We start from the raw sequence: 20,425 nt of genomic DNA, 5'->3' as shown, positions 1-20,425 counted from the left end.
TTTGTTTTTATTCATATTATTTGAATGAACGTTTTTTCATTTATTTATAACATTAAAACGCATGCTATTTTAAATTGATTCTCACATTTAAATAAATGATTATTCATTCATTTCATGCTTAATTTTAAAATACTATCTATCCTAGCGCATTAAAACAAATCTTTGCAATTCGCGCTGCATGTTCCTTTTGAAAAAAACGTTCATGATGATCTTCTTTTATCTTCAATAGTACATATCTAAACGGTATCGTCATAAGTATTAGAATAATATCTTCTTCATCAACATGCTCACCAATTTCACCAGTAAGCTTCCCTAGTTCAGTGATTCTTTCGATCGCCTTACTCTTAAATTCTTTATCTCTTTGACCCATTATTTTCTCGATATCTACATCCAAAACTAAAGTGGCTAACATTTGGGCATAAATAGTATCTTCTATTGCCAATCTGAACACTGTATGAATCAAATTATAAACAAACTCATAGATTGTGCTGCTTGCCATTGCATCTCCCAAAAGTTCATTTTTAATTTCGCCTAAGTGGGTATTCATCAGATCTTCAAGCAACTCTTCCTTGCTTTTGTAATAGCGGTATAAATATCCTACTGATACGCCTGCTTTTTTTGCAATTGATGCAATGGACGCACCACGGTAGCCGTACTCTACCACAATTTCCATTGCAGCTCTTTTTACATCTTCGATTTTCTGCGGATCAGTAACTCTGGCCATAATATGCTCCTTCCTATTCATTAACTCAAATTAATGAATGAATCTTCAATTATTATAATATATTAATGAATTCCTTATGTCAACTCCTTTTAAAGATAGGACACGCTTAATTTTTATAGTAGTGCACTTTATTATGCTAGATAGTCTTATAAAAACGATTATATTAATGTGTTACATTAACCCCCAAATATGCAATCTCGGTAGCTTTTATGCAAAGCAAAAAAACCTTGGAAATCCAAGGTTTTTATTTTTGGTGCGCCCTGAGGGACTCGAACCCCCGACCAACTGGTTCGAAGCCAGCGACTCTATCCGACTGAGCTAAGGACGCATGATCTATAGATATCATATCATATGTTTGCGGTTAGCACAATATGCTAACCGCCATATAAATGGTGAGCGCACAGGGATTCGAACCCCGGACACACGGCTTAGAAGGCCGTTGCTCTATCCAACTGAGCTATGCACCCATAATTTGGAGCGGATGAAGGGAATCGAACCCTCACGATCAGCTTGGAAGGCTGAAGTTCTACCACTAAACTACATCCGCATGAAATTTTGGAGCGGAAGACGAGATTCGAACTCGCGACCCTCGCCTTGGCAAGGCGATGCTCTACCCCTGAGCCACTTCCGCATATGTTTGGTGCGGATGAAGGGACTCGAACCCCCACAGTCTTGCGACTACTAGAACCTGAATCTAGCGCGTCTGCCAATTCCGCCACAACCGCACACTATTAAGTTGTAGGTTGCAAGTTATAAGTTGTAAGTTACTTGGATTATGTTTTCAGGTGTTTTTAACCTTCAACCTGTCTCTTTCAACTTTCAACTATGTTTTTGGTGACCCATCCGCGGCTCGAACGCGGGACACCTTGATTAAAAGTCAAGTGCTCTACCTGCTGAGCTAATAGGTCATAATGGCTGGGGTAGCTGGACTCGAACCAACGAATGCCAGAGTCAAAGTCTGGTGCCTTACCGGCTTGGCTATACCCCAAGAATATTCAAATGGGGTGGCTGATGGGATTCGAACCCACGAGTGCAGGAGCCACAATCCTGTGTCTTAACCGCTTGACTACAGCCACCAAAATAATGGTGAGCCCACAGGGATTCGAACCCCGGACACACGGCTTAGAAGGCCGTTGCTCTATCCAACTGAGCTATGGACCCATGTTTGGAGCGGATGAAGGGAATCGAACCCTCACGATCAGCTTGGAAGGCTGAAGTTCTACCACTAAACTACATCCGCACGTTTGGTTGTCAGTTGTCTGTTGGCGGTTATCGGTTATTTTCAAGTCATTCCCTAGGGTCTTTTTTCTCTAGATACTTACCCAAGCAACCGTAAACTGTCAACCTTGAACTGTCAACTGTTTTTTGGTCGGGGTGGCAGGATTTGAACCCGCGGCCCTCTGGTCCCAAACCAGATGCGCTACCAAACTGCGCTACACCCCGAACTGACAAAGAATAGTATACTTCATATTTAATCTTTCGTCAAAATTCATTACAAGGATTTAACAGTGACTAGCGCTTTCTAATCTTATTTTCCTTTCGATATATCTCTTTTTCGAGTCATATCTATGTTATTTATATGCTTTCCATGTTTTACTATCCTATTATATACCGTTTCAACAGTCCTTATACCATATCATCCCGTTATCACTGCATTTCTTTCCTATAGTTCAATGATATAACTATAGATTTCTGAACCATTGATATCTACAATACCATAAGAAGGCTTAGACCCACCCCTAGGCAGACTAAGACTTCCAGGATTCAAAATCATCACATTTCCAAAGGTCATGCTGACAGGGATATGAGTATGTCCATAAAGGACTAGATCACACTCCAATTCAAGGGCTCGATAATACAGCCGATTTAGATCGCTTTTTACCCCATATTGATGTCCATGAATCAATAGTATTTTATGTCCTTCCACCTGGTAAACCATTTCGTCTTCCCCTGATGAATAACCATCACAATTTCCTCGAATGCCTATTAAGGGTATCTTGATTTTATCTTTCAGTTTTATACCATCTTCATAGTGATCCCCCAGATGAATGATCAAATCCAGATTTTCCATCTCTCTGATCACTTTTTCTGCAATCGCTATGTCTCCATGGGTATCACTCATCACCCCTATCCTCACGCTAAATTCCTCCCAATACCCTTACAAATTCCCGTTTTAGTTTTTCTAGAGCTTTTGCCCGATGGCTAATTTTATTTTTAATCTCTGCACCCAATTCAGAAAAGGTTCGATTATACTCCGGCACGATGAAAAGAGGATCATAACCAAAGCCATGGCTGCCCTTTTCTTCAAAGCCAATAATCCCTTCGCATTCTCCCCTGACCACAATCTCCTTCCCACTTGGGAAGGCAACAGAAATCACAGAGACAAAACGAGCTGTTCTTTTTTCAAAGGGTATATCTTCCATCATTTTTAATAGTTTAACATTATTTTTCTGATCCGTGGCACCTTCTCCAGAGAACCTGGCGGAGTATACCCCGGGCTGATTATTCAAGGCATCTACCTCCAGGCCTGAGTCGTCAGCGATTGCAATTCTTCCTGTCAGTGCCATTATCTCCTTGGCTTTTTTCATGGAATTCTCTTCGAAGGTCTCTCCGTCCTCGACCACCTCCAAATGGCTTAATCCCACTTCGTCCATAGACTGGACCACCAAAGGCAATTCTCCCAAGATGTCTTTGATCTCTTCCAGTTTATGCTTATTCTTAGATGCGATTACCATGTTCAGCATTGCCAGTTCCCCCTATTTCTTCTTCAACACCTATCAGGCTTCCGATTTCACCCAAAGCCTCTTTCTGTATTTGAATCAGTGCTTCATTACCCTTTTCTCCTAATTCTAAAAGCGCCATCAAATCTTGACGACTAAAAGGTGCCTCTTCCCCAGTACCTTGTACCTCAATAAACTCCTTCATATCCGTCATCACAATGTTCATATCTACTTTGGCATTGGAATCCTCTTCATAACATAAATCCAGCACAGGGATTCCCTCTACAATTCCTACACTTACGGCGGCTACATAATTTCTAAGAGGTAACGTTTGGATGACTTTCTCTTCATAGAGCTTATGTAAAGCTTTTGCCAGAGCCACAAAAGAACCAGTAATAGATGCGGTCCTTGTTCCCCCATCAGCCTGAATCACATCACAATCTATCCAAATTGTTTTTTCCCCCAGGGCTTCTAGATTAACTACCGAACGCAGGGCTCTTCCAATGAGTCGTTGGATCTCCTGAGTTCTTCCCTCCACTTTTCCTCTGCTTGACTCCCTAGGCTTCCTTGTTTGGGTTGATCTTGGCAGCATAGAATATTCAGCAGTCACCCAACCACTGCCCTTGCCTTTTAAAAATGGTGGAACTCGATCCTCTATAGAAGCTGTACAAATCACCTTGGTATTTCCCATTTCAATCAGTACAGACCCTTCTGCATATGCTAAATAATCCTTTGTAATTTTCACTGGCCGCAATTCATCTACTTTTCTTCCATCAAATCGACTCATGTGTATCTTCCTCTCTTTTGTACTTCCTAGGGAAGCATTTTTCATATACCATATTGTACCATATAATGATTGGGATTACATCTTTGATTATTCTATCCTTTTCTATCAGCATTTATGAACAGTAAAATATAAAAATCCCAGTGAGTAATCACTGGGATTCGATTTTAATGTTGATTTGCGAAGGTAGGCACTGCCAAGGGTTCCTCTTCCTGGGAAGTCCCTATTTCTACTTCCTTGCCATTGGCAAGGATCTTTACTGCTGCTACATCATTATACTGCTCCTTCAAGGTAAGGGCTATAGATTTTACCACATGCTCTGCAGTTTCTTCACTATCTTTGATTTTCAGTATCTCCTCATTAAAGTTGACATAGGCGATGGCATTGTTCACATCCACACTAATCACCTTAGTTCCTTTTGGGATCTGAGTATATAGACCTAATCCTTCTGGTGGCCCTTCTACCAATGCATCCAATGCATCGATCACATTCACCCCTAGATCATCGCTCTTGGTGATGGCCTTGGTTACAGGCACAAAATAAGTTTCCAACCCGTTGGTTGTTCCCTCGTAATATACGACAACCTTATCCTTGCTTTGTTGGGCGCTGACATAGTTGATGTTGTCCCGAGTGATTGGCTTGCTGACTTCTGTGCCAAAAGGAAGCTTTTTCTGGACCTTTCCATCAATCATAAGCTGAACACGGTCAATCGTAACAAATTCGGTCAATGTATATACCACAGCTCTTATCAAAGACTCTTCTTCCTCTTTGCTGGCATAATTTAAAAAGTCATTAGAGAAATCTACCTTACATAATCCGTTCTCAATATTCATCCCATGAATCTGGGTATTGGCTGGAATGACAGGTAGCAATCCAATGCTTTCCATATCTTGCCGATTGGCTGGGTTATCGACCAAAGATGCCAATGTTGATTTCGCAATTCCCTCAGTCCAAGGTATTTTTCTCATAACAGGAATTAAAAAACCTTTATCATCTTTATAATACAATACTGTATCTCTAAGCTGCACATCTCCTTGACCATTTGGGTCGTTTTCAATGATGGTAGAGGCAGCCTGTTCATCATCACCAAATAAGTTTTTAACCATGCGAATAGGGTTTGCACACCCGGCAAGGCTTATCATCATGCATAGTATTAGAAATAATGCAATAACCCGATTGCGTTTCATTGATTAACCCCCTAACTAATCTTCTTTAATAAAATTATATTAGCCAAGGGGTCATACTATGTCTAAAACAATAAATTTCCTTATTTTCTTTTCATTCGCTGCATGTAGCCACCTCGAATATCCTTGGTATCCATGACAGTAATAAACGCTTCGCTGTCGAACTCCTTCATGATTTGAAAGAATCTTGCCAGCATGTTTCTTTTCAAGGCAATATGAAGAATCTGTTTCACACCATTTTTCCCATACCCCTGCACTACTGTGACACCAAAGCCTTCACCCCGAAGAATTTCCACCAGCTGACTCTCATCCTCTTTTGTGATCACCTGAACTGTAGCATCCCCTAGCGCCATTTTTTGCTCAATAAAGATCCCCACAATCTGTCCTGTTCCAAAGCCCAAAGAATAAGCAATTAAGTTTCCTAAGTTATCTAGCTGTCCCATGATTTTCGTTAATACAGTAATATATATAAAAACCTCTATGCATCCCAATGCAGCAGCCTGGAACTTTTTCCCCCTTACCATGAGCAACGTTCTAACTACTGAAATTGAAACGTCTACAATCCTCGCTGAGAATATCAGCAGATATCCTAATATGAACGTCATTCTTTCTCCCTCCTTTTATATACAATATTATATTATCATATCTACCCCAAAGAGTGGGCTTTATTAAAAAATTGTAATGACTATATATTCAAAAAGATGCAGCCCTAGGGCCACATCTTTTTGGTTCTTATTTTAATACTACCTCATCGAAATATCTCGTAATACCATTGAAGAGGGCCTGAGCAATCTTCTGACGATATTCCTCCGATGCAATCTGTGATTCCTCCCATTCGTTGGATATGAACCCCATCTCTCCCAATACTGCAGGCATTTTGGTTTCTCGAATCACCACAAGATTCGGTCTTTCTACGATCTTTCTATCTACAGCACCAAGTTCCTTCAAACTTTCCTCTTGCATAATTCTTGCGAAAGTTTTGCTGTCTCGACTTGGGTCAGCATTGTAAAGCATTTGTACGCCTGTCACGCTAGGATCAGGGTGCCAGTTAAAGTGGATACTTACGAAAGCATCCGCACCTAAATTGTTAGCCATTCCTGGTCTATCATAGAGACCAATATACGTATCATCCGTTCTTGTCTGAAATGTCATAAATCCTGCGTCTTGAAGTAATTTCTCTAGTCTCTTGGAAACATCCAGGGCTAGCTCTTTTTCCTTTAGTCCTAATTTCACTCCAGAGGCACCTGGGTCCTTGCCACCATGCCCTGCGTCCAATACGACGATTTTATTATTATATTTTGAATTGCCAAGGTTATAGTTTTCAAAACCAAGCACAATATGATTTGAAGACTCTCCTTGGTCTTGCACTGTATAACCCGTTCCTGCTGCCAGCCTCAACTTCACTTCATAATAACGATTATCTGACTCGCCATCAATTTCAATGGATTCCACAATTTTATCAGAAATATTTAGATTTGTACTTTCCCAATTAATTCTGCTTTTCTCTATTCTTACATTTAACTCCCTACTGCTTTCATTGTAACTGATACTAGCTTCTCCTCGATTCTGAAGACTCATTTTTAGCACTGATTTACTAAAGGTCTCTTTTCGGTAATCAACACCTTCTAGCGGTCTACCACCCACATAAATCAGAATATCTTTGTTCTCATCCTCAATCACTACATCATCTATGCTTTGTCCGGGCTCTAAATCCAGTACGACCCGTACAATTTTTTCGTCTGCACTATAGTTTTGATCTGGCGTAAACACAGCACTTCTAACCCTGGATACACTACCTCTTGATACGGACATTTCTGTCTTAGATGCTTTTAACTGGGCATTCAATACATCAATGACTACCCGATTGCCTAAATCCATTACATTATATTGGGGCGTATCTTCTGTTCGAATCACTACAGCATCCATGTTATTACGCTGTTCCAAAGCGATTTCCTTCACCGTATTTAATGGATTGTATACGTCAATTTTCAACTCATTAGTAGCTGCATCAAACCCTATATTAAAGCTCTTCTTTTTTTCCAAATCTACTACTAACCGCACAACATTTCTAGGTGCCGGTTCAAAGACGGACGCACGGACAGCGCTGACCCCATCGGCGCCTATAGGCTTCCGCAGGAGTCCGTTACCTTCTACTGAGATCGAGCTATCCTGAACATTCAATACGGCGCTCGGTATGTCAACGACGATTCGATCTTGTCCGCCAACTTTGCTTCCTTCCAAATACATAGAAGTATAACTTACTTTTCCAGTGGTCTTGAAACGAATCTGAGAGTTATTGCTTCCTTTGCTTTCATATGTAATTCCTGTAATCGATTGTTTTTCTAAATCCACTGCGGCAGTTCTTGTTTCTGCAATCCAGTTTACGTTCATCCCTAACTGTTCCGAAACAAACCTTAAAGGTACCATCGTTCTAAAATTCCCTTGGTATCCCAAAAGCTTTGCCGGTACATTATCGGGAAGCGTTGTTTTCGATCCATTTACATAGGCCGTAGCACTATCAATCTTTAATACGATGGTTTTGTCGCTGGTCGTGATGGTCGCTTCATATTTGTCTTGATTCCATTGAATTTTCGCCCCTAGATTTTCTACTACGAAGGCAATAGGGACCAGCGTACGGTTCTTATAAAGCATTGTAGGTACATCTGTCAGTACATCTTTTCCACCCATAAGCAAGTTGGCTACATATACCTCTTGTTTCTTGTTGGTTGGTCCGTCTACAACTTCGATGGTATCACTTTCAAACTTTGCACCATAAACAGTCGTCTGCATACCAAGCAACATCGTGATTACCAGCAAAAACGATAACAGTTTTTTCATCTTTCGTCCCCCTATTTTATTTGCCTGCCTCCTTTGTCGAAACGAAACTCGACATTCCTTTGATACATATTCGACATATATTCCCCGACGTAATCTGTATGTAGAAACCCCTTATTTTTTTCGACAAAACACTCGTCCTAATTCTATTTATATCACTTGTATAAAACTTATGTCAACTTTGTTTGCCGTTTTGTAACCGAGATGTAATATCTGTAATTTAGCTTAAAATTAAGGATAAAAAAAGCGCCTAAGGGCGCTATCGCAGTCTGTGGTCCTCAGGCAATTCATGAATCGCCCCTTCAATCTCAATCTTATACCACCTTATACAACTCATCGCTTTCAGGCGGTGCAATTTCTAATTTTTCTTTCCCATCTATTAAGAATCTGCCTCCAGTAGTAACTCTACCGATAACGGTCCCTTGAATTCCCTGCTCTTTAAGAGCCTCCAAAAGATCCTTCTCTTTATCCATCGAGATGGTCATCAACATACAGCCGCTGGAGATCAATCGCAGAGGATCAATACCAAAGTATTTGCATACTCTTTCTGTCTCTGCGGCAATAGGAATCTTATCCATATAGATTTCTATTCCTACTCCCGCTGCCTCACATAACTCCCATACAGCGCCAAGTAATCCGCCCTCAGTGATGTCATGCATGCTGCTGGTTCCTATTGCGCCTCCAATCATTCCTTCAGGTACCACGCTGATTTTATCCATCATAATCTTTGCGCTGTTCACCATATCCGGACCCATATATGCAATCAATTGATCTGCCTTTTCATGAGCAATAATAGCTGTTCCTTCTAGGCCAGCTGTCTTGGTCATCAATACCAGATCACCTACTTGTGCACCACGAGTAGCTACAACTTTACTTTTGATCTGTCTACCAATGGCTGTGGCTGATACAATCATTCGATTTACCGCCGTAGTAATTTCTGTATGCCCACCAATAATCTCCACATTTAACTTTCCGGCTTCTCTGCCCGCCTGTTTCATAATTTCCTCAATCTCATCCGCTGTAGTTCCCTCTGGTGCCATGATCGTCAGCATCAATCCCAAAGGTTCTACCCCATTGGAGGCCACATCATTACAGGAAATATGTACGGCCAACCTTCCTACTTCACTGGCTGTCCCGGTTATGGGATCCGTAGAAAGCACACATGCATAATCTCCAAAATCTACTACGGCACAGTCTTCCCCTACCCCAGGCCGAACCAGTACTTCTTCTCTCTGAAAAGTTATATGTCGAAATACGATCTTTCGCAGCAAATCAGTGTCTAGCTTTCCTACCTTCATTTTTTTCTCACCTTTCCCCATGATGTTTACTAGGTACATTATACCCTAAACTTTCGAAGCTTTATAGATTTAAGTAAGTTTTCTGTTTTATTTGCATATCTATAGTATAAATGAATTTTCTTTAAGGTGGTGAAAAAATGATTTTTCAATCGACGTTAGATGCTTTTGATACTCCTACCATGGAAAGCATAGAAAAACAAGCATTGCTTTATTCTTTTTCAAATGTCTTTTCCCTAGCCCTTCTATCAGATATGGGCATAAGTGCAGATTTCTCTGAAGAAATCTATGATAAGCTTCATAAGCTGCTGCCAGGTGCTGAAGATTCATCAAGTCATTCCATAGATCTAAATTATGCACTTTTCCCTTTAAGAGCTGTATATAGTCGAGGTAACTTAGGCTTCGCCGATATGCTGGGCGCCCTTAATGCTGAGAAGAAAGATCTACACTGGAACAAAGAACATTTTAAAAAGAATATTTCTCCACTAGATCAAGCCCTTCTCATCAACAGCGAGATTCAATTATCTAAATATCTATACCATCACAGCCTATCAGATTCAAGCCGCTCCTCCAGCGGCCATGAAAAATTTATTGGCCTTCTTTTCCTTCATGGGGCCATGGAGCAGGGAGAATTTTGTCATCAGCACCTAAGAAACAACCAAGGCCTATTTATTGAAAAAAAGGATAAGTCAAAATACAAGGATCATATCCTCTTGAAAACCAAGGATCATCCGATTCGCTGGTTAGATCAAATCCATATGATGCATGCCTATGCCAGCCTTTGTGAATTATTGAATGACTATAATCATTACCCTAACTACTATGATACGGAACAAGCCTCCTACTTCGGTGAACTGTCCTCTCAGATTCTTCATGTATTATGCCATCAAGAGGATGATCTATATGATCTTAAGACAAAGGATCTCACCTTTATCATTCCCTTGTTGGTTAAAACGGCACACCAACTGCACCAGCAGGAGGCCCTTGAGCCCTTGGTCATCAAACTCTGCGCAGAGTTGAGTGCCAGAGAAGTCGGTGGTGGTAAATTATCCAGAGATCGACAAGGTCTTAAAATCAGTTCTCTGGCAACCCACGGCAGAGCAATCACGGCCCTCATAGAGGGATATAAATTTACCCAATATGATCGCTTCTATGGAGAAGCAAAAAAATTGTACCATTACCTCAATTCACGATGGAACGGAGAAATCAATCTCTTTGGTCATAATAAACGAAAAAAAATAAAGTATTCAGCAATGGATATTGCTTCTATATTAAATGGACTCCAAAGCCTCTTATCCGTTGAAACAAATGCTAATAATACGGCCTTATTGCGTAAACAGCTCTGTGCTTTTTTCAATTCATCCATCAATATTTCAGGTATACAAGTGAGTCCGCCATCAATTTCTGAGCTTTCAAATATGCGAAGTATGGGAAATCTTGATCCTGTATCTCCAGACCTTCTCATGTATGAAGAGAATAGCTGTGTCTTTACTAAAGAATTCAAAATCAATCCTAAAAGGGATAGAATTTATCTCCAAAGGGATCACTATGAGACACAGCAAGCGCTTTATGCTGCTCTGGTTCTATCTAATCTTTGTTCAAAAACTTAAGTTATAAGCTAAAGGGCGCTTATTCGGCGCCTTTTAACATTTGCAAAATTTTTTTCTCCATTCTTCCACTGTCAACATCTGATGATCCGATAAAATGTATTTAATCTCTATATCCTTCGGATGAATGACATGCTGAATTAAAACTTCTGCATCATAGCCTTTCTTTCGATCATAACGATATCCTTGATTTTCAAGAAAGCTTAAGGAAGTATCCCAGTATTTTATCAACAAATTTCTGCCCTCAGTTTCTAAATAATTTCTGCATTGGCAAAAACCATCTATCTCCTGAAGTATAAAGGGCTCATAGATTTCATTGGCACAGTTTTCATTGGCAATCCAACATTTTTCAGGCTCGATTTTAAGGGCTAGTATGGCAGTATGAGCGTGGAATTTATGATCTTCTGGATAATTGAGGCTTGCAAAAATCGCTTTTCTTCGAATAACCCATGAAGGAATATTTTCAGTTTTGTGATCATCAATGAGTTTATGAAACTCATAATACTTTGTTCGATAGGTCACCTTGTCATCATATTGAATGCCATGTCTTAATACATTTTTCAAATCATTCAAGCTAACGATGTGATATACAACACCAGTTTCCTCATATTCTGGAAAAATCATAGGATCACCATCCTTAATCCCTATTGAAAATTAAAGGTTGTAAATTGAAAGTTGAAGACAGCTTGTATTTTCCATCTTAGATTATGAAAGTCATCCTCTTTCTATACGTCCTTAATCATTCCTTATATGATGTACAAAATGAAGCATAGTATTCTATATAAAAACGCCTTCATCTCTTTATACATTTTTTACATATCATGAATTCATTGAAAGTACAAATACTACATATAGGGAGGCGATCAGATGATGAATATTAATTGTGCTCTCAATTGTTTTTTTCAAGAAGACGGTAAATGTGCACTGACTCATATCATATCTGCATCTTCATCTCCACATCCGGAGTGTATTTACTATCGGCCTCATAGTTATGGACAGCATAATACAACTGTGGAATCTACTCAAAACTCAGAATAGGAATACTACGGAGGGTTCATCGCAAATAAAATACTTATATTCGCTTTGCTTAGATTTTGTATTGTTATTTCGTAGAATAATATGCCATAGCAACAACGGTTGGACAGGGTCGTCCAACCCTACAACAGATCAAGAAATGATGACACTTCGTAGGAAGGACCCAATCGTTCTGAAGGAAATGTAGAGGCGCCCATTGGGCGTCTGTAATGGGCAATGATAAAAAAAGCAGACGTGCAATGCACGCCTCTACGGTTATATCGTAATATTTATTCATAATGTAATCAAGGGAACCTCTGTTTGAGGTTCCCTTAAAATACTAATTCTTCAACCTATCAAAGAGATTAAATCAAGAACATAGCCACAATTGTAGTTACCACCAATCCTATAACTACGGGTATGAAATTTCTTCTTGCCAAATCCATAGGCAGCACCCTACAAATGGCAGCAGCTGGAATCAAGCCCCATGGTACAATAGTACCGCCGCCTACCCAAATAGCCCCGATTTGTCCTAAGGCTGCTAAAACAGGAATACTTCCATGGATAGCCGTACCAAATACTTTCGCCAAAGAACCTGCCAAGGACATGCCAGAGAATCCTGAACCATCTAATCCTGTAATGGCGCCTACAACCATCTCGATGGATGCTGCCACAGGACGATTCATAGGAACAACAGAAGCCAAAGCACTACCCATGTCAGATAGAATCCCTTGAGAACCCGCTGGCAATGCACCTTCACCTAGCACCGCTTGAAGGGGTGAAACTTCTCCCATATAGAAGAAAGCCGCAATAGGAATAATGGGTCCAAATATTTCCATACCAAACATAAAGCCATCTCGAATGTATTGAGTAATCTTATCTAATGCATTCTGCTTATATTCCACTACGCAGATTATGATCATGATCAATACAGCGGTTCCCCCAATAAGGGAGGTTGCATCTCCACCACGAAGCTGAAACATAACCATTGCGACAATATCCAACAGAAATGCTATCGGCACCAAAAACGCCGCAAATTTTGCAATTCCCCTTGTTTCCTGCACCTCTTCTACAACTGTTTCATCCATCATTGGCTTTTCAAGCTTTCCGTTCTTCATATCTCGCCTCAGCATGATATAGGCGGTAATGATGGTGACAATACCCATGACGAAGAACAATGGAATCCCTTTCACCATCACTGCTTCTACAGGAACACCCGCTGCAGTAGCAGTAATCGTAGGTGCCCCTTGAATCACAAAATCCGTAGATAATGCCAATCCATGACCGAATAGATTGATTGCCATCGCAACTCCAATGGCAGGCAAACCTACCCTTAACGCCACGGGCAGCAGCACAGCTCCCACCAATGCTGTTGCTGGGGAAGGCCAGAAGAACCAGGAAACCAGAAGCATCACGATTCCGATAAACCAAAATGCAATATCCGGTCCCTTGATAAACTTCTTGAAAGGCGTTACCATCAACCGATTGGCACCAATTTCCTCCAGCAGTTTTGACATGGCAACAATACAGGAAATGACAACAATAATACCTAACAACTCCGTGCCTGCTACAATAAATGAATCAAATACCGCTTTGGTTCCGCCTAGTATTGTTTTGGTTCCAGCTAAACCAAGGAGAAACACACCAAGAATACATGGAATGATCGTATCCTTTCGCATGATCATCACGCCAAGGATGACCAACACCATAACTACATATATCCAATGGAGTAATGTTAATTCAACCATACCATAACCTCCTTTATTATGACTTATAATTATCCTATTCAACATAGAAAGTTATGGTGATAAAAAATGCACACTGTGTGTGCTTCGCTAGGGGAACCTAGTTTCCCTCCGACTACGGCATGGGAATACTTCCCCTGCACCCCATCTTTTTTATATTATAAGAAAGTGTACTTTCTTATAATATAAAAAAGATGGCATCCGAGGATACCATCTTTTTTATATTATTTTTTTTCAACAGCTGTTACGTTACCAAAGTACATATGTCCAAGTAGAGTTCTTTCCCAACCTTTAACATAGTCTTGGATCATCATTTGATCTGTGTAGTAGTAAAGTGGACAAACGATCATTTCTTCCATCATCATGTTTTGAGCTTGGTATAATAGATCGAATCTTTCCTTGCCAGTAGCTAACTTGGAACTTTCGATTAACTTGTCATACTCCTTGCTCTTCCATTGAGAATCGTTGTTACCAGAGTATGAAGTCCAAAGGTCAAGCATTGTCATTGGGTCAGCATAGTCTCCTAACCAACCAGCTCTTGCTACACTGAAGTTTCCATTATGTCTTGTATCTTGGAATACAGCCCACTCTTGGTTTGTAAGCTTCACGTTGATACCAAGATTTTGCTTCCACATTTCCTGAACTGCTTCAGCAATCGCCTTATTACCTTCGTTTGTATTGTAGATTACTTCGATTTCTGGGAAGCCTTTACCATCTGGGTATCCAGCTTCAGCTAATAACTTCTTCGCTTCTTCTACATTCGCTGCATTTGGATCAATACCATAATCTCCAGCAACCTTTTGGAACTCATTGCCATCAGCATCTTTCAATGCTGGAGGAGTAAATCCTGTAGCAGGAAGCTGTCCGCCCTTCGTTACCTTTTCAACAAGCGCTTTTCTATCTACTGCTAAAGTAAGAGCTTTTCTTACTAATTTGTTATCAGTAGGTGCCTTCGCATTATTAAAGATATAGTAATAAGTTCCAATTTGTGGGAAGTTGTAGAATGTAGGATCTTCAGCTTGAAGTCTTGGAATCTCTTGTGTTGGCATATTATCAATGATATCCATTTCGCCAGACTCATAAGCTGTTAACATTGTTGATTCTTCCACGATCATCGCCATGTTGATCTGATCAAGCTTCACATTTGCAGCATTCCAGTACTCTGGGTTCTTAACAAGAACGATCTTGTCTCCCATAGCATACTCTGATAATTTGAAAGGTCCATTACTAACTGCTGTTTCTGGGTTTTTCGCCCATCCTTCTGGATCCTTTTCAACCATGTCTTTTCTAACTGGCATATAAGTATAGAATGAAGTTAACTCTAAGAAGTAAGCTGTAGGTGCTTCTAATGTTACTTCTAAAGTCTTATCATCAATTACCTTAACGCCTACATCTTCTAATTTACCAGTTCCCTCAAAAGCAGCCTGACCGCCTTTGATGTAGTATAATTGGAAAGCATACTCAGAAGCAGTAGCTGGATCTAAAGCTCTCTTCCAAGCATATTCGAAATCTTGAGCTTTTACTGGCTGGCCATCAGACCATTTTGCATCTCTTAGGTGGAAAGTATACACTAATCCATCTTCAGAAACATCCACTTTTTCAGCAGCAGCTTCTACTATCTTGCCCCCAACCTCTCTCATCAAACCTTCGAAAGTTTGGTTGATTACGTTACCGCCATCATGAGCACTGTTTAACTGTGGATCAATTGTCTTAGGATCTGCACCTAGGTTGAAGTTTAATACGATTGGTTCTTTTGCTTCTTCTGTTGGTGCTGCTGGAGCTTTAGGACCACAACCAACAAGACCAGCTGTGATAACAAGCGCCAACATTAGTACTAATGCTAAGCTTTTCTTGAACAAAAAAATCCCCTCCCAGTTTTTTTAATGTTTTTCATCATCTATTTCATTGATACAATGAAATCTTGGTCTCCTACCTCCAGATCACCTCCTTCGGTATTAATACATATTTATTTAAAACTTTTAAAAAAATGTACAACTTTTTGTTACCATCCTGTAATCATGCTGAATAATCTGAATTATTATTTCAAAAAAATATACAGCAATATCTTAAATAGTATTCGACAAAGAAAGCTGAATCCCTGCCAGAATTTTTTTTTATATATAATTTTTTTCGTGCTTTTCTTAAGAAAATTATATTCGCCGTTTATTCGTTTAATCCTTCTCTTTATAAAAAATTTGAAATGGGGTGATGGGTAGAATATCACCCCAGTCATTATTCCTTTTTAAAGCAGATGACAAGCAGCCATATGCCCACCGCCTACATCCTTCATTTCAGGCATAGCCTCAGCACATTTTGGCATGGCGTACTTACATCTTGTTCTAAATCTACAGCCTGATGGTGGATTCAGTGGGCTTGGTACATCGCCCTCTAATAAGATTCTTTGGTTTGCTTTAGACACATCAGGGTCTGGAATTGGTATAGATGATAACAGCGCCTGGGTATATGGATGAACTGGATTTTTATACAATTCCTCACTGTCTGCAAGCTCTACCAATTTACCCAAATACATAACCCCTACACGATCAGAGATATGTCTTACCATGGATAAGTCATGGGCAATGAACAAATAGGTTAAACCTAGTTCAGATTGTAAATCCTCCAGCATATTTACCACCTGAGCTTGAATGGAAACGTCAAGAGCTGAAATCGGTTCATCGCAGATGATAAACTCTGGTCTCACTGCCAAAGATCTGGCGATGCCGATTCTTTGTCTTTGTCCACCACTAAATTCATGAGGATATCTCACCGCATGGTCTGGATTTAATCCAACCTTATGAAGTAATTCATGGATAATTTCTAATCTCTCTTTCCCTGTAGCCAAATTATGAATGTCTAAAGCCTCTCCTATGATATCGCCTACCGTCATACGACTGTTTAACGATGCATAGGGGTCTTGGAAGATCATTTGCATTTTCTTCCTGAAAGGATGAAGATCATTTTCCTTCATGTGACCAATTTCCGCCCCACCAAAAATCACTTCACCCGCCGTCGGGTTATAAAGTCTTATAATGGTTCTACCAGTAGTGGATTTACCACAGCCGGACTCTCCAACAAGTCCTAGTGTTTCGCCTTTTCTTATGAAAAAGCTCACATCATCTACAGCCTGAACATACTGGGTTTGCCCTCCAAAAAATCCTTTTCGAACGGGGAAATATTTCTTAAGATTTTTTACTTCTAACAAGATTTCATTATTTTTTTTGCTCATTATATTCTCCCCCTTTGCACACCCGTTTCAACTTCCACTTGAGGAGCATTTTCATCCTGTAACCAACACAATGTTCTATGGTTTTCACCCACTTGATAGAACTCTGGCAGCTGCTCCATACAAATTTTCATGGCATAGGGACATCTAGCTGCAAATGGACATCCTTTTGGCGGCTTCAATAGATCTGGTGGTGATCCTTCGATTGGTACCAGCCTCTTTTTTCCACCCAGGTCTAATCTTGGAATAGACTTTAATAGCCCCCATGTATATGGATGCTTTGGATTATAGAAAATCTCTTCTGTTGTCCCTTCCTCCATAATCAAACCACCGTACATTACAACAATTCTGCTGCACACATCGGCCACAACCCCAAGGTCATGGGTAATCAATATAATCGATGTATTAATTTTTTCTTTTAAATCCTTCATCAGTTCTAGAATTTGCGCCTGAATTGTAACATCCAATGCCGTTGTCGGCTCATCGGCAATCAATAAGCTTGGTTCACAGGAAAGAGCCATGGCGATCATCGCTCTTTGTCTCATACCGCCGCTGAACTCATGGGGATAGTTATCTACCCGTTTCTCTGGTGAAGGTATGCCTACTAGTTTTAACATCTCAATGGCTTTTTTTCTAGCTTCCTCTTTGTTCAAACCTTGGTGTCTACGAATCGCTTCCATGATTTGATCCCCAATGGTATATACGGGATTCAAAGATGTCATTGGATCTTGGAAAATCATAGCAACTTCATTTCCTCGAATGGACTGCATTTCTTTATCTGATTTTTTTGTTAAATCCTGTCCTTTAAAAAGAATTTCTCCATCAATTACTTTTCCTGGGTATTGTAGTAATCCCATAACAGACAGGGAGGTAACACTCTTTCCACTGCCAGATTCACCTACGATACCTATCGCTTCGCCTTTATCTAAACTAAAACTAACCCCTCTTATGGCCTTTACTTCCCCAACATGGGTAAAGAAGGAAGTTCTAAGTCCTTTCACTTCTAACATCTTCTCATTTTTCATGTATCGTCACCCCTCTTCTACTTACGCATACGTGGGTCAAGAGCATCTCTCAAACCATCGCCTAGGAAGTTAAATGCCAGCATCGTGATACAAATCGCGATTGCAGGTGAGAACAATTGGTAAGGATAGGATCTTAATCCGCCCAAAGCATCGGATGCTAGAGAACCCCAGGAAGCCATCGGTGCGGAAACCCCTAAACCAATGAAACTTAAGAAGGACTCTGTAAAGATTGCGCCAGGAATCATCATGGTTGCTGTTACAATGATAGGTCCCATAGCATTTGGGATTAAGTGTCTAACCAATATTCTCCATGTGCTTGCACCTAATGTTCTTGCTGCCAGCACATATTCCTGTTCCTTTAAGCTGAGTACCTGACCTCTTACAACCCGAGCCATGGTAACCCAGTAAATGGTACCCAGGGTAATGATGATACTTTTTAAACCAGAACCGATAACAACCATCAAAATAATGGCATATAATGTAACGGGTATTGTAAAAATAATATCTACAAGACGCATCAAAATATTATCCACTTTTCCGCCGGCATAGCCTGAAATTCCGCCGTAAAGCACACCAATAAAAAAGTTAACAACCGTTGCAACTACTGCAACCAATAAAGAAATTCTCGCACCATATAAAACCCTTATATACATATCTCTACCAAAGTTATCTGTTCCAAACCAATGCTCCCCGCTAGGCGCCTCATTGGCTCTTGTTAAATCCTGATCTGAATAGGTGATATCGGACACCCATGGGCCTACAATTGCTATAGCAAATATAAGTATAATTGTAATAAGACCCAGCATGGCCAATTTATCCTTCTTTAATCTTCTCCAAGCATCCTGCCAGTAGGTCATGCTTGGCCTTACAATTTTTTCACTGTTTCGCTCCTCGCTGGAAACTGGTTGCCACATATCTGCTATTACAGCTTTGTTTACTTCAGCCATTTCATAACCTCCTTCTATTCTCCAACTTTGATTCTTGGATCAATTAAACCATATAATAAGTCTACTACAAGCACCATAATAACAAGGAATAATGCATAAAACACTGTCATTCCCATCAACACAGTATAATCACGATTACCCACGCTTTCAACAAAGTATTTTCCCATACCAGGGATGGCAAAAATTCTTTCTACAACGAAGGATCCTGTTAAAATACTAGCTACCAATGGTCCCACATAAGTAACAACAGGGATAATCGCGTTTTTAAGTGCATGCTTTCCTATAACAACAAATTCTGAAAGTCCTTTTGCCCGAGCTGTACGAATATAATCCTGCTGAAGGACCTCCAACATACTGGATCTCGTCATCCGTGCCACGAAAGCTAAGGAATAACCACTTAAAGCAATCACAGGCATGATATAATGCTTCCATGATTTTAATCCAAAGGATGGCAGTACATTCATTTTGGCACTAAAGACAAAGATAAGAATTGTCGCCAAAACAAATCCCGGAATCGTAATGCCTAAGGTTGCTAGAACCCGTATCACTTGATCCTGCCATTTTCCATTTTTCAATGCGGATATAATCCCTAACGGTACCCCTAAAGCCAGAATAAATAATACAGATATACCACCCATTTTCCCAGAAACAGGGAATCCAGCTTTGATCATATCTGTTACTTTTACACCAACCTTTTGGAAGGAAGGCCCTAAATCGCCCTTTATAACCCCACCTAAATAATCTGTGTATTGCTTCCATAGCGGCTGGTCTAAATTGTATTTTGCCTCTAACGCTTTAATAACAGCCGGCGGCAATGCTTTCTCCCTCGTAAAAGGACCACCTGGAACTGCATGCATCAGGAAAAAAGTTAATGTAACTACTAACCATAAGGTAACGAACATAGATACTACCCTATTAAAAAGAAATCTGCCCACACAACTCAACTCCCTTCATAAATTAAACGATAATTGCATCTAAAGCTGATAATTCGGTAAACCGCACCTCCATTCTATCTTTCTGCCTATATTGTATGAAAATTAAAAAAAAATAAAAAACATTCATCTTTTTTAAAATCAAAAGAATAAGATTGACTGCGTTCATTCGAAGTCAATCATTTGCTTTTATTTCCCTTAAACAATAAAAATGCACGTTTCAGACTGAATCGGGGAATTTTTCTACGATACCCCTTTGCTTTTTTTATTACAACAAACTGCATCAATTGCAAACTGTCTTGCATTTTTCCGAATATTAATTTTGATTTTTCTTGTGGAGTTCTTAGATTTATAATAGCTGAATTTTTCTAACTATTCAACTGATTTACC

At 40.0% G+C, this 20,425-nt stretch carries 16 protein-coding genes and 11 tRNA genes; 1 reads left to right on the top strand and 26 read right to left on the bottom strand.

The window, feature by feature from the left end:
* Nucleotides 1-136: 136 nt before the first annotated feature.
* From HNQ80_RS00235 to HNQ80_RS00145, 19 genes are all read right to left on the bottom strand, one after another.
* The gene (locus tag HNQ80_RS00235) at nt 137-724 is read right to left on the bottom strand and encodes a TetR/AcrR family transcriptional regulator (protein WP_184306964.1); all 588 of its coding nucleotides are present in this window, start codon (nt 722-724) and stop codon (nt 137-139) included.
* Between the two features lie 251 nt (nt 725-975).
* Nucleotides 976-1,052: transfer RNA gene (locus HNQ80_RS00230), tRNA-Arg, on the bottom strand.
* A gap of 62 nt (nt 1,053-1,114) precedes the next feature.
* A tRNA-Arg gene (locus HNQ80_RS00225) sits at nt 1,115-1,191 on the bottom strand.
* 6 nt (nt 1,192-1,197) lie between these two features.
* Nucleotides 1,198-1,271, bottom strand: a tRNA-Gly gene (locus tag HNQ80_RS00220).
* Between the two features lie 9 nt (nt 1,272-1,280).
* Nucleotides 1,281-1,355, bottom strand: a tRNA-Gly gene (locus tag HNQ80_RS00215).
* 7 nt (nt 1,356-1,362) lie between these two features.
* Nucleotides 1,363-1,449: transfer RNA gene (locus tag HNQ80_RS00210), tRNA-Leu, on the bottom strand.
* A 107-nt stretch (nt 1,450-1,556) separates the two neighbouring features.
* Nucleotides 1,557-1,632, bottom strand: a tRNA-Lys gene (locus HNQ80_RS00205).
* A gap of 4 nt (nt 1,633-1,636) precedes the next feature.
* Nucleotides 1,637-1,712: transfer RNA gene (locus tag HNQ80_RS00200), tRNA-Gln, on the bottom strand.
* A gap of 12 nt (nt 1,713-1,724) precedes the next feature.
* Nucleotides 1,725-1,800 (bottom strand) — tRNA-His (locus HNQ80_RS00195).
* An 8-nt stretch (nt 1,801-1,808) separates the two neighbouring features.
* Nucleotides 1,809-1,885: transfer RNA gene (locus HNQ80_RS00190), tRNA-Arg, on the bottom strand.
* A 5-nt stretch (nt 1,886-1,890) separates the two neighbouring features.
* Nucleotides 1,891-1,964, bottom strand: a tRNA-Gly gene (locus HNQ80_RS00185).
* 126 nt (nt 1,965-2,090) lie between these two features.
* Nucleotides 2,091-2,167: transfer RNA gene (locus tag HNQ80_RS00180), tRNA-Pro, on the bottom strand.
* Nucleotides 2,168-2,387: 220 nt separating this feature from the next.
* Nucleotides 2,388-2,861, bottom strand: coding sequence for a metallophosphoesterase (locus tag HNQ80_RS00175; protein ID WP_184306962.1), 474 nt, complete (start codon nt 2,859-2,861; stop codon nt 2,388-2,390).
* A gap of 1 nt (nt 2,862) precedes the next feature.
* Nucleotides 2,863-3,468, bottom strand: coding sequence for an XTP/dITP diphosphatase (locus HNQ80_RS00170; RefSeq protein ID WP_184306960.1), 606 nt, complete (start codon nt 3,466-3,468; stop codon nt 2,863-2,865).
* Nucleotides 3,443-4,231, bottom strand: coding sequence for a ribonuclease PH (rph, locus tag HNQ80_RS00165; protein WP_184306958.1), 789 nt, complete (start codon nt 4,229-4,231; stop codon nt 3,443-3,445). The genes HNQ80_RS00170 and rph overlap by 26 nt, the downstream gene beginning before the upstream one ends.
* Nucleotides 4,232-4,395: 164 nt before the next feature.
* Nucleotides 4,396-5,415: a GerMN domain-containing protein gene (locus HNQ80_RS00160; RefSeq protein ID WP_184306956.1), complete on the bottom strand. Its 1,020-nt coding sequence runs from the start codon at nt 5,413-5,415 to the stop codon at nt 4,396-4,398.
* An 80-nt stretch (nt 5,416-5,495) separates the two neighbouring features.
* Nucleotides 5,496-6,017 (bottom strand): DUF2179 domain-containing protein, encoded by a 522-nt coding sequence (locus HNQ80_RS00155; RefSeq protein ID WP_184306954.1) that lies wholly within the window; start codon nt 6,015-6,017, stop codon nt 5,496-5,498.
* A gap of 127 nt (nt 6,018-6,144) precedes the next feature.
* A complete protein-coding gene (locus tag HNQ80_RS00150) occupies nt 6,145-8,250 on the bottom strand; it encodes an N-acetylmuramoyl-L-alanine amidase family protein (protein ID WP_184306952.1) in 2,106 nt (701 codons plus the stop codon).
* 311 nt (nt 8,251-8,561) lie between these two features.
* Nucleotides 8,562-9,545: an AIR synthase family protein gene (locus HNQ80_RS00145; RefSeq protein ID WP_184306950.1), complete on the bottom strand. Its 984-nt coding sequence runs from the start codon at nt 9,543-9,545 to the stop codon at nt 8,562-8,564.
* Between the two features lie 137 nt (nt 9,546-9,682).
* Between HNQ80_RS00145 and HNQ80_RS00140 the strand changes: the two genes are divergently transcribed.
* Complete coding sequence (locus tag HNQ80_RS00140; RefSeq protein ID WP_184306948.1) at nt 9,683-11,152, top strand: hypothetical protein; 1,470 nt, start codon at nt 9,683-9,685, stop codon at nt 11,150-11,152.
* Nucleotides 11,153-11,185: 33 nt separating this feature from the next.
* On the opposite strand, the gene HNQ80_RS00135 is transcribed toward HNQ80_RS00140, so the two are convergent.
* The 7 genes from HNQ80_RS00135 to HNQ80_RS00105 form a co-directional block, all read right to left on the bottom strand.
* Nucleotides 11,186-11,773 (bottom strand): hypothetical protein, encoded by a 588-nt coding sequence (locus HNQ80_RS00135; RefSeq protein WP_184306945.1) that lies wholly within the window; start codon nt 11,771-11,773, stop codon nt 11,186-11,188.
* Between the two features lie 755 nt (nt 11,774-12,528).
* The gene (locus HNQ80_RS00130; RefSeq protein ID WP_184306943.1) at nt 12,529-13,911 is read right to left on the bottom strand and encodes a hypothetical protein; all 1,383 of its coding nucleotides are present in this window, start codon (nt 13,909-13,911) and stop codon (nt 12,529-12,531) included.
* 221 nt (nt 13,912-14,132) lie between these two features.
* On the bottom strand, nt 14,133-15,767 hold the full coding sequence (locus tag HNQ80_RS00125) for a peptide ABC transporter substrate-binding protein (protein WP_330602694.1): 1,635 nt from the start codon (nt 15,765-15,767) through the stop codon (nt 14,133-14,135).
* A gap of 383 nt (nt 15,768-16,150) precedes the next feature.
* The gene (locus tag HNQ80_RS00120) at nt 16,151-17,134 is read right to left on the bottom strand and encodes an ABC transporter ATP-binding protein (protein ID WP_184306941.1); all 984 of its coding nucleotides are present in this window, start codon (nt 17,132-17,134) and stop codon (nt 16,151-16,153) included.
* Complete coding sequence (locus HNQ80_RS00115; RefSeq protein ID WP_184306939.1) at nt 17,134-18,156, bottom strand: ABC transporter ATP-binding protein; 1,023 nt, start codon at nt 18,154-18,156, stop codon at nt 17,134-17,136. The genes HNQ80_RS00120 and HNQ80_RS00115 overlap by 1 nt, the downstream gene beginning before the upstream one ends.
* Nucleotides 18,157-18,173: 17 nt before the next feature.
* Nucleotides 18,174-19,103 (bottom strand): ABC transporter permease, encoded by a 930-nt coding sequence (locus HNQ80_RS00110; protein ID WP_184306937.1) that lies wholly within the window; start codon nt 19,101-19,103, stop codon nt 18,174-18,176.
* Nucleotides 19,104-19,117: 14 nt separating this feature from the next.
* Complete coding sequence (locus HNQ80_RS00105; RefSeq protein WP_184306935.1) at nt 19,118-20,038, bottom strand: ABC transporter permease; 921 nt, start codon at nt 20,036-20,038, stop codon at nt 19,118-19,120.
* Nucleotides 20,039-20,425 lie beyond the last annotated feature (387 nt).

The organism is Anaerosolibacter carboniphilus, assembly GCF_014205875.1.
In the GTDB taxonomy this organism is placed as follows: domain Bacteria; phylum Bacillota; class Clostridia; order Peptostreptococcales; family Thermotaleaceae; genus Anaerosolibacter; species Anaerosolibacter carboniphilus.
The sequence above is the reverse complement of the archived record's forward strand: the minus strand, read 5'-3'. Positions and strand labels throughout refer to the sequence as shown.

Bases quoted from the DNA above. Each gene is read 5' to 3' on its own strand.
- HNQ80_RS00235 (WP_184306964.1), bottom strand. From the start codon at position 724: ATGGCCAGAGTTACTGATCCGCAGAAAATCGAAGATGTAAAAAGAGCT.
- HNQ80_RS00170 (WP_184306960.1), bottom strand. From the start codon at position 3,468: ATGCTGAACATGGTAATCGCATCTAAGAATAAGCATAAACTGGAAGAG.
- rph (WP_184306958.1), bottom strand. From the start codon at position 4,231: ATGAGTCGATTTGATGGAAGAAAAGTAGATGAATTGCGGCCAGTGAAA.
- HNQ80_RS00160 (WP_184306956.1), bottom strand. From the start codon at position 5,415: ATGAAACGCAATCGGGTTATTGCATTATTTCTAATACTATGCATGATG.
- HNQ80_RS00155 (WP_184306954.1), bottom strand. From the start codon at position 6,017: ATGACGTTCATATTAGGATATCTGCTGATATTCTCAGCGAGGATTGTA.
- HNQ80_RS00150 (WP_184306952.1), bottom strand. From the start codon at position 8,250: ATGAAAAAACTGTTATCGTTTTTGCTGGTAATCACGATGTTGCTTGGT.
- HNQ80_RS00145 (WP_184306950.1), bottom strand. From the start codon at position 9,545: ATGAAGGTAGGAAAGCTAGACACTGATTTGCTGCGAAAGATCGTATTT.
- HNQ80_RS00140 (WP_184306948.1), top strand. From the start codon at position 9,683: ATGATTTTTCAATCGACGTTAGATGCTTTTGATACTCCTACCATGGAA.
- HNQ80_RS00135 (WP_184306945.1), bottom strand. From the start codon at position 11,773: ATGATTTTTCCAGAATATGAGGAAACTGGTGTTGTATATCACATCGTT.
- HNQ80_RS00130 (WP_184306943.1), bottom strand. From the start codon at position 13,911: ATGGTTGAATTAACATTACTCCATTGGATATATGTAGTTATGGTGTTG.
- HNQ80_RS00120 (WP_184306941.1), bottom strand. From the start codon at position 17,134: ATGAGCAAAAAAAATAATGAAATCTTGTTAGAAGTAAAAAATCTTAAG.
- HNQ80_RS00115 (WP_184306939.1), bottom strand. From the start codon at position 18,156: ATGAAAAATGAGAAGATGTTAGAAGTGAAAGGACTTAGAACTTCCTTC.
- HNQ80_RS00110 (WP_184306937.1), bottom strand. From the start codon at position 19,103: ATGGCTGAAGTAAACAAAGCTGTAATAGCAGATATGTGGCAACCAGTT.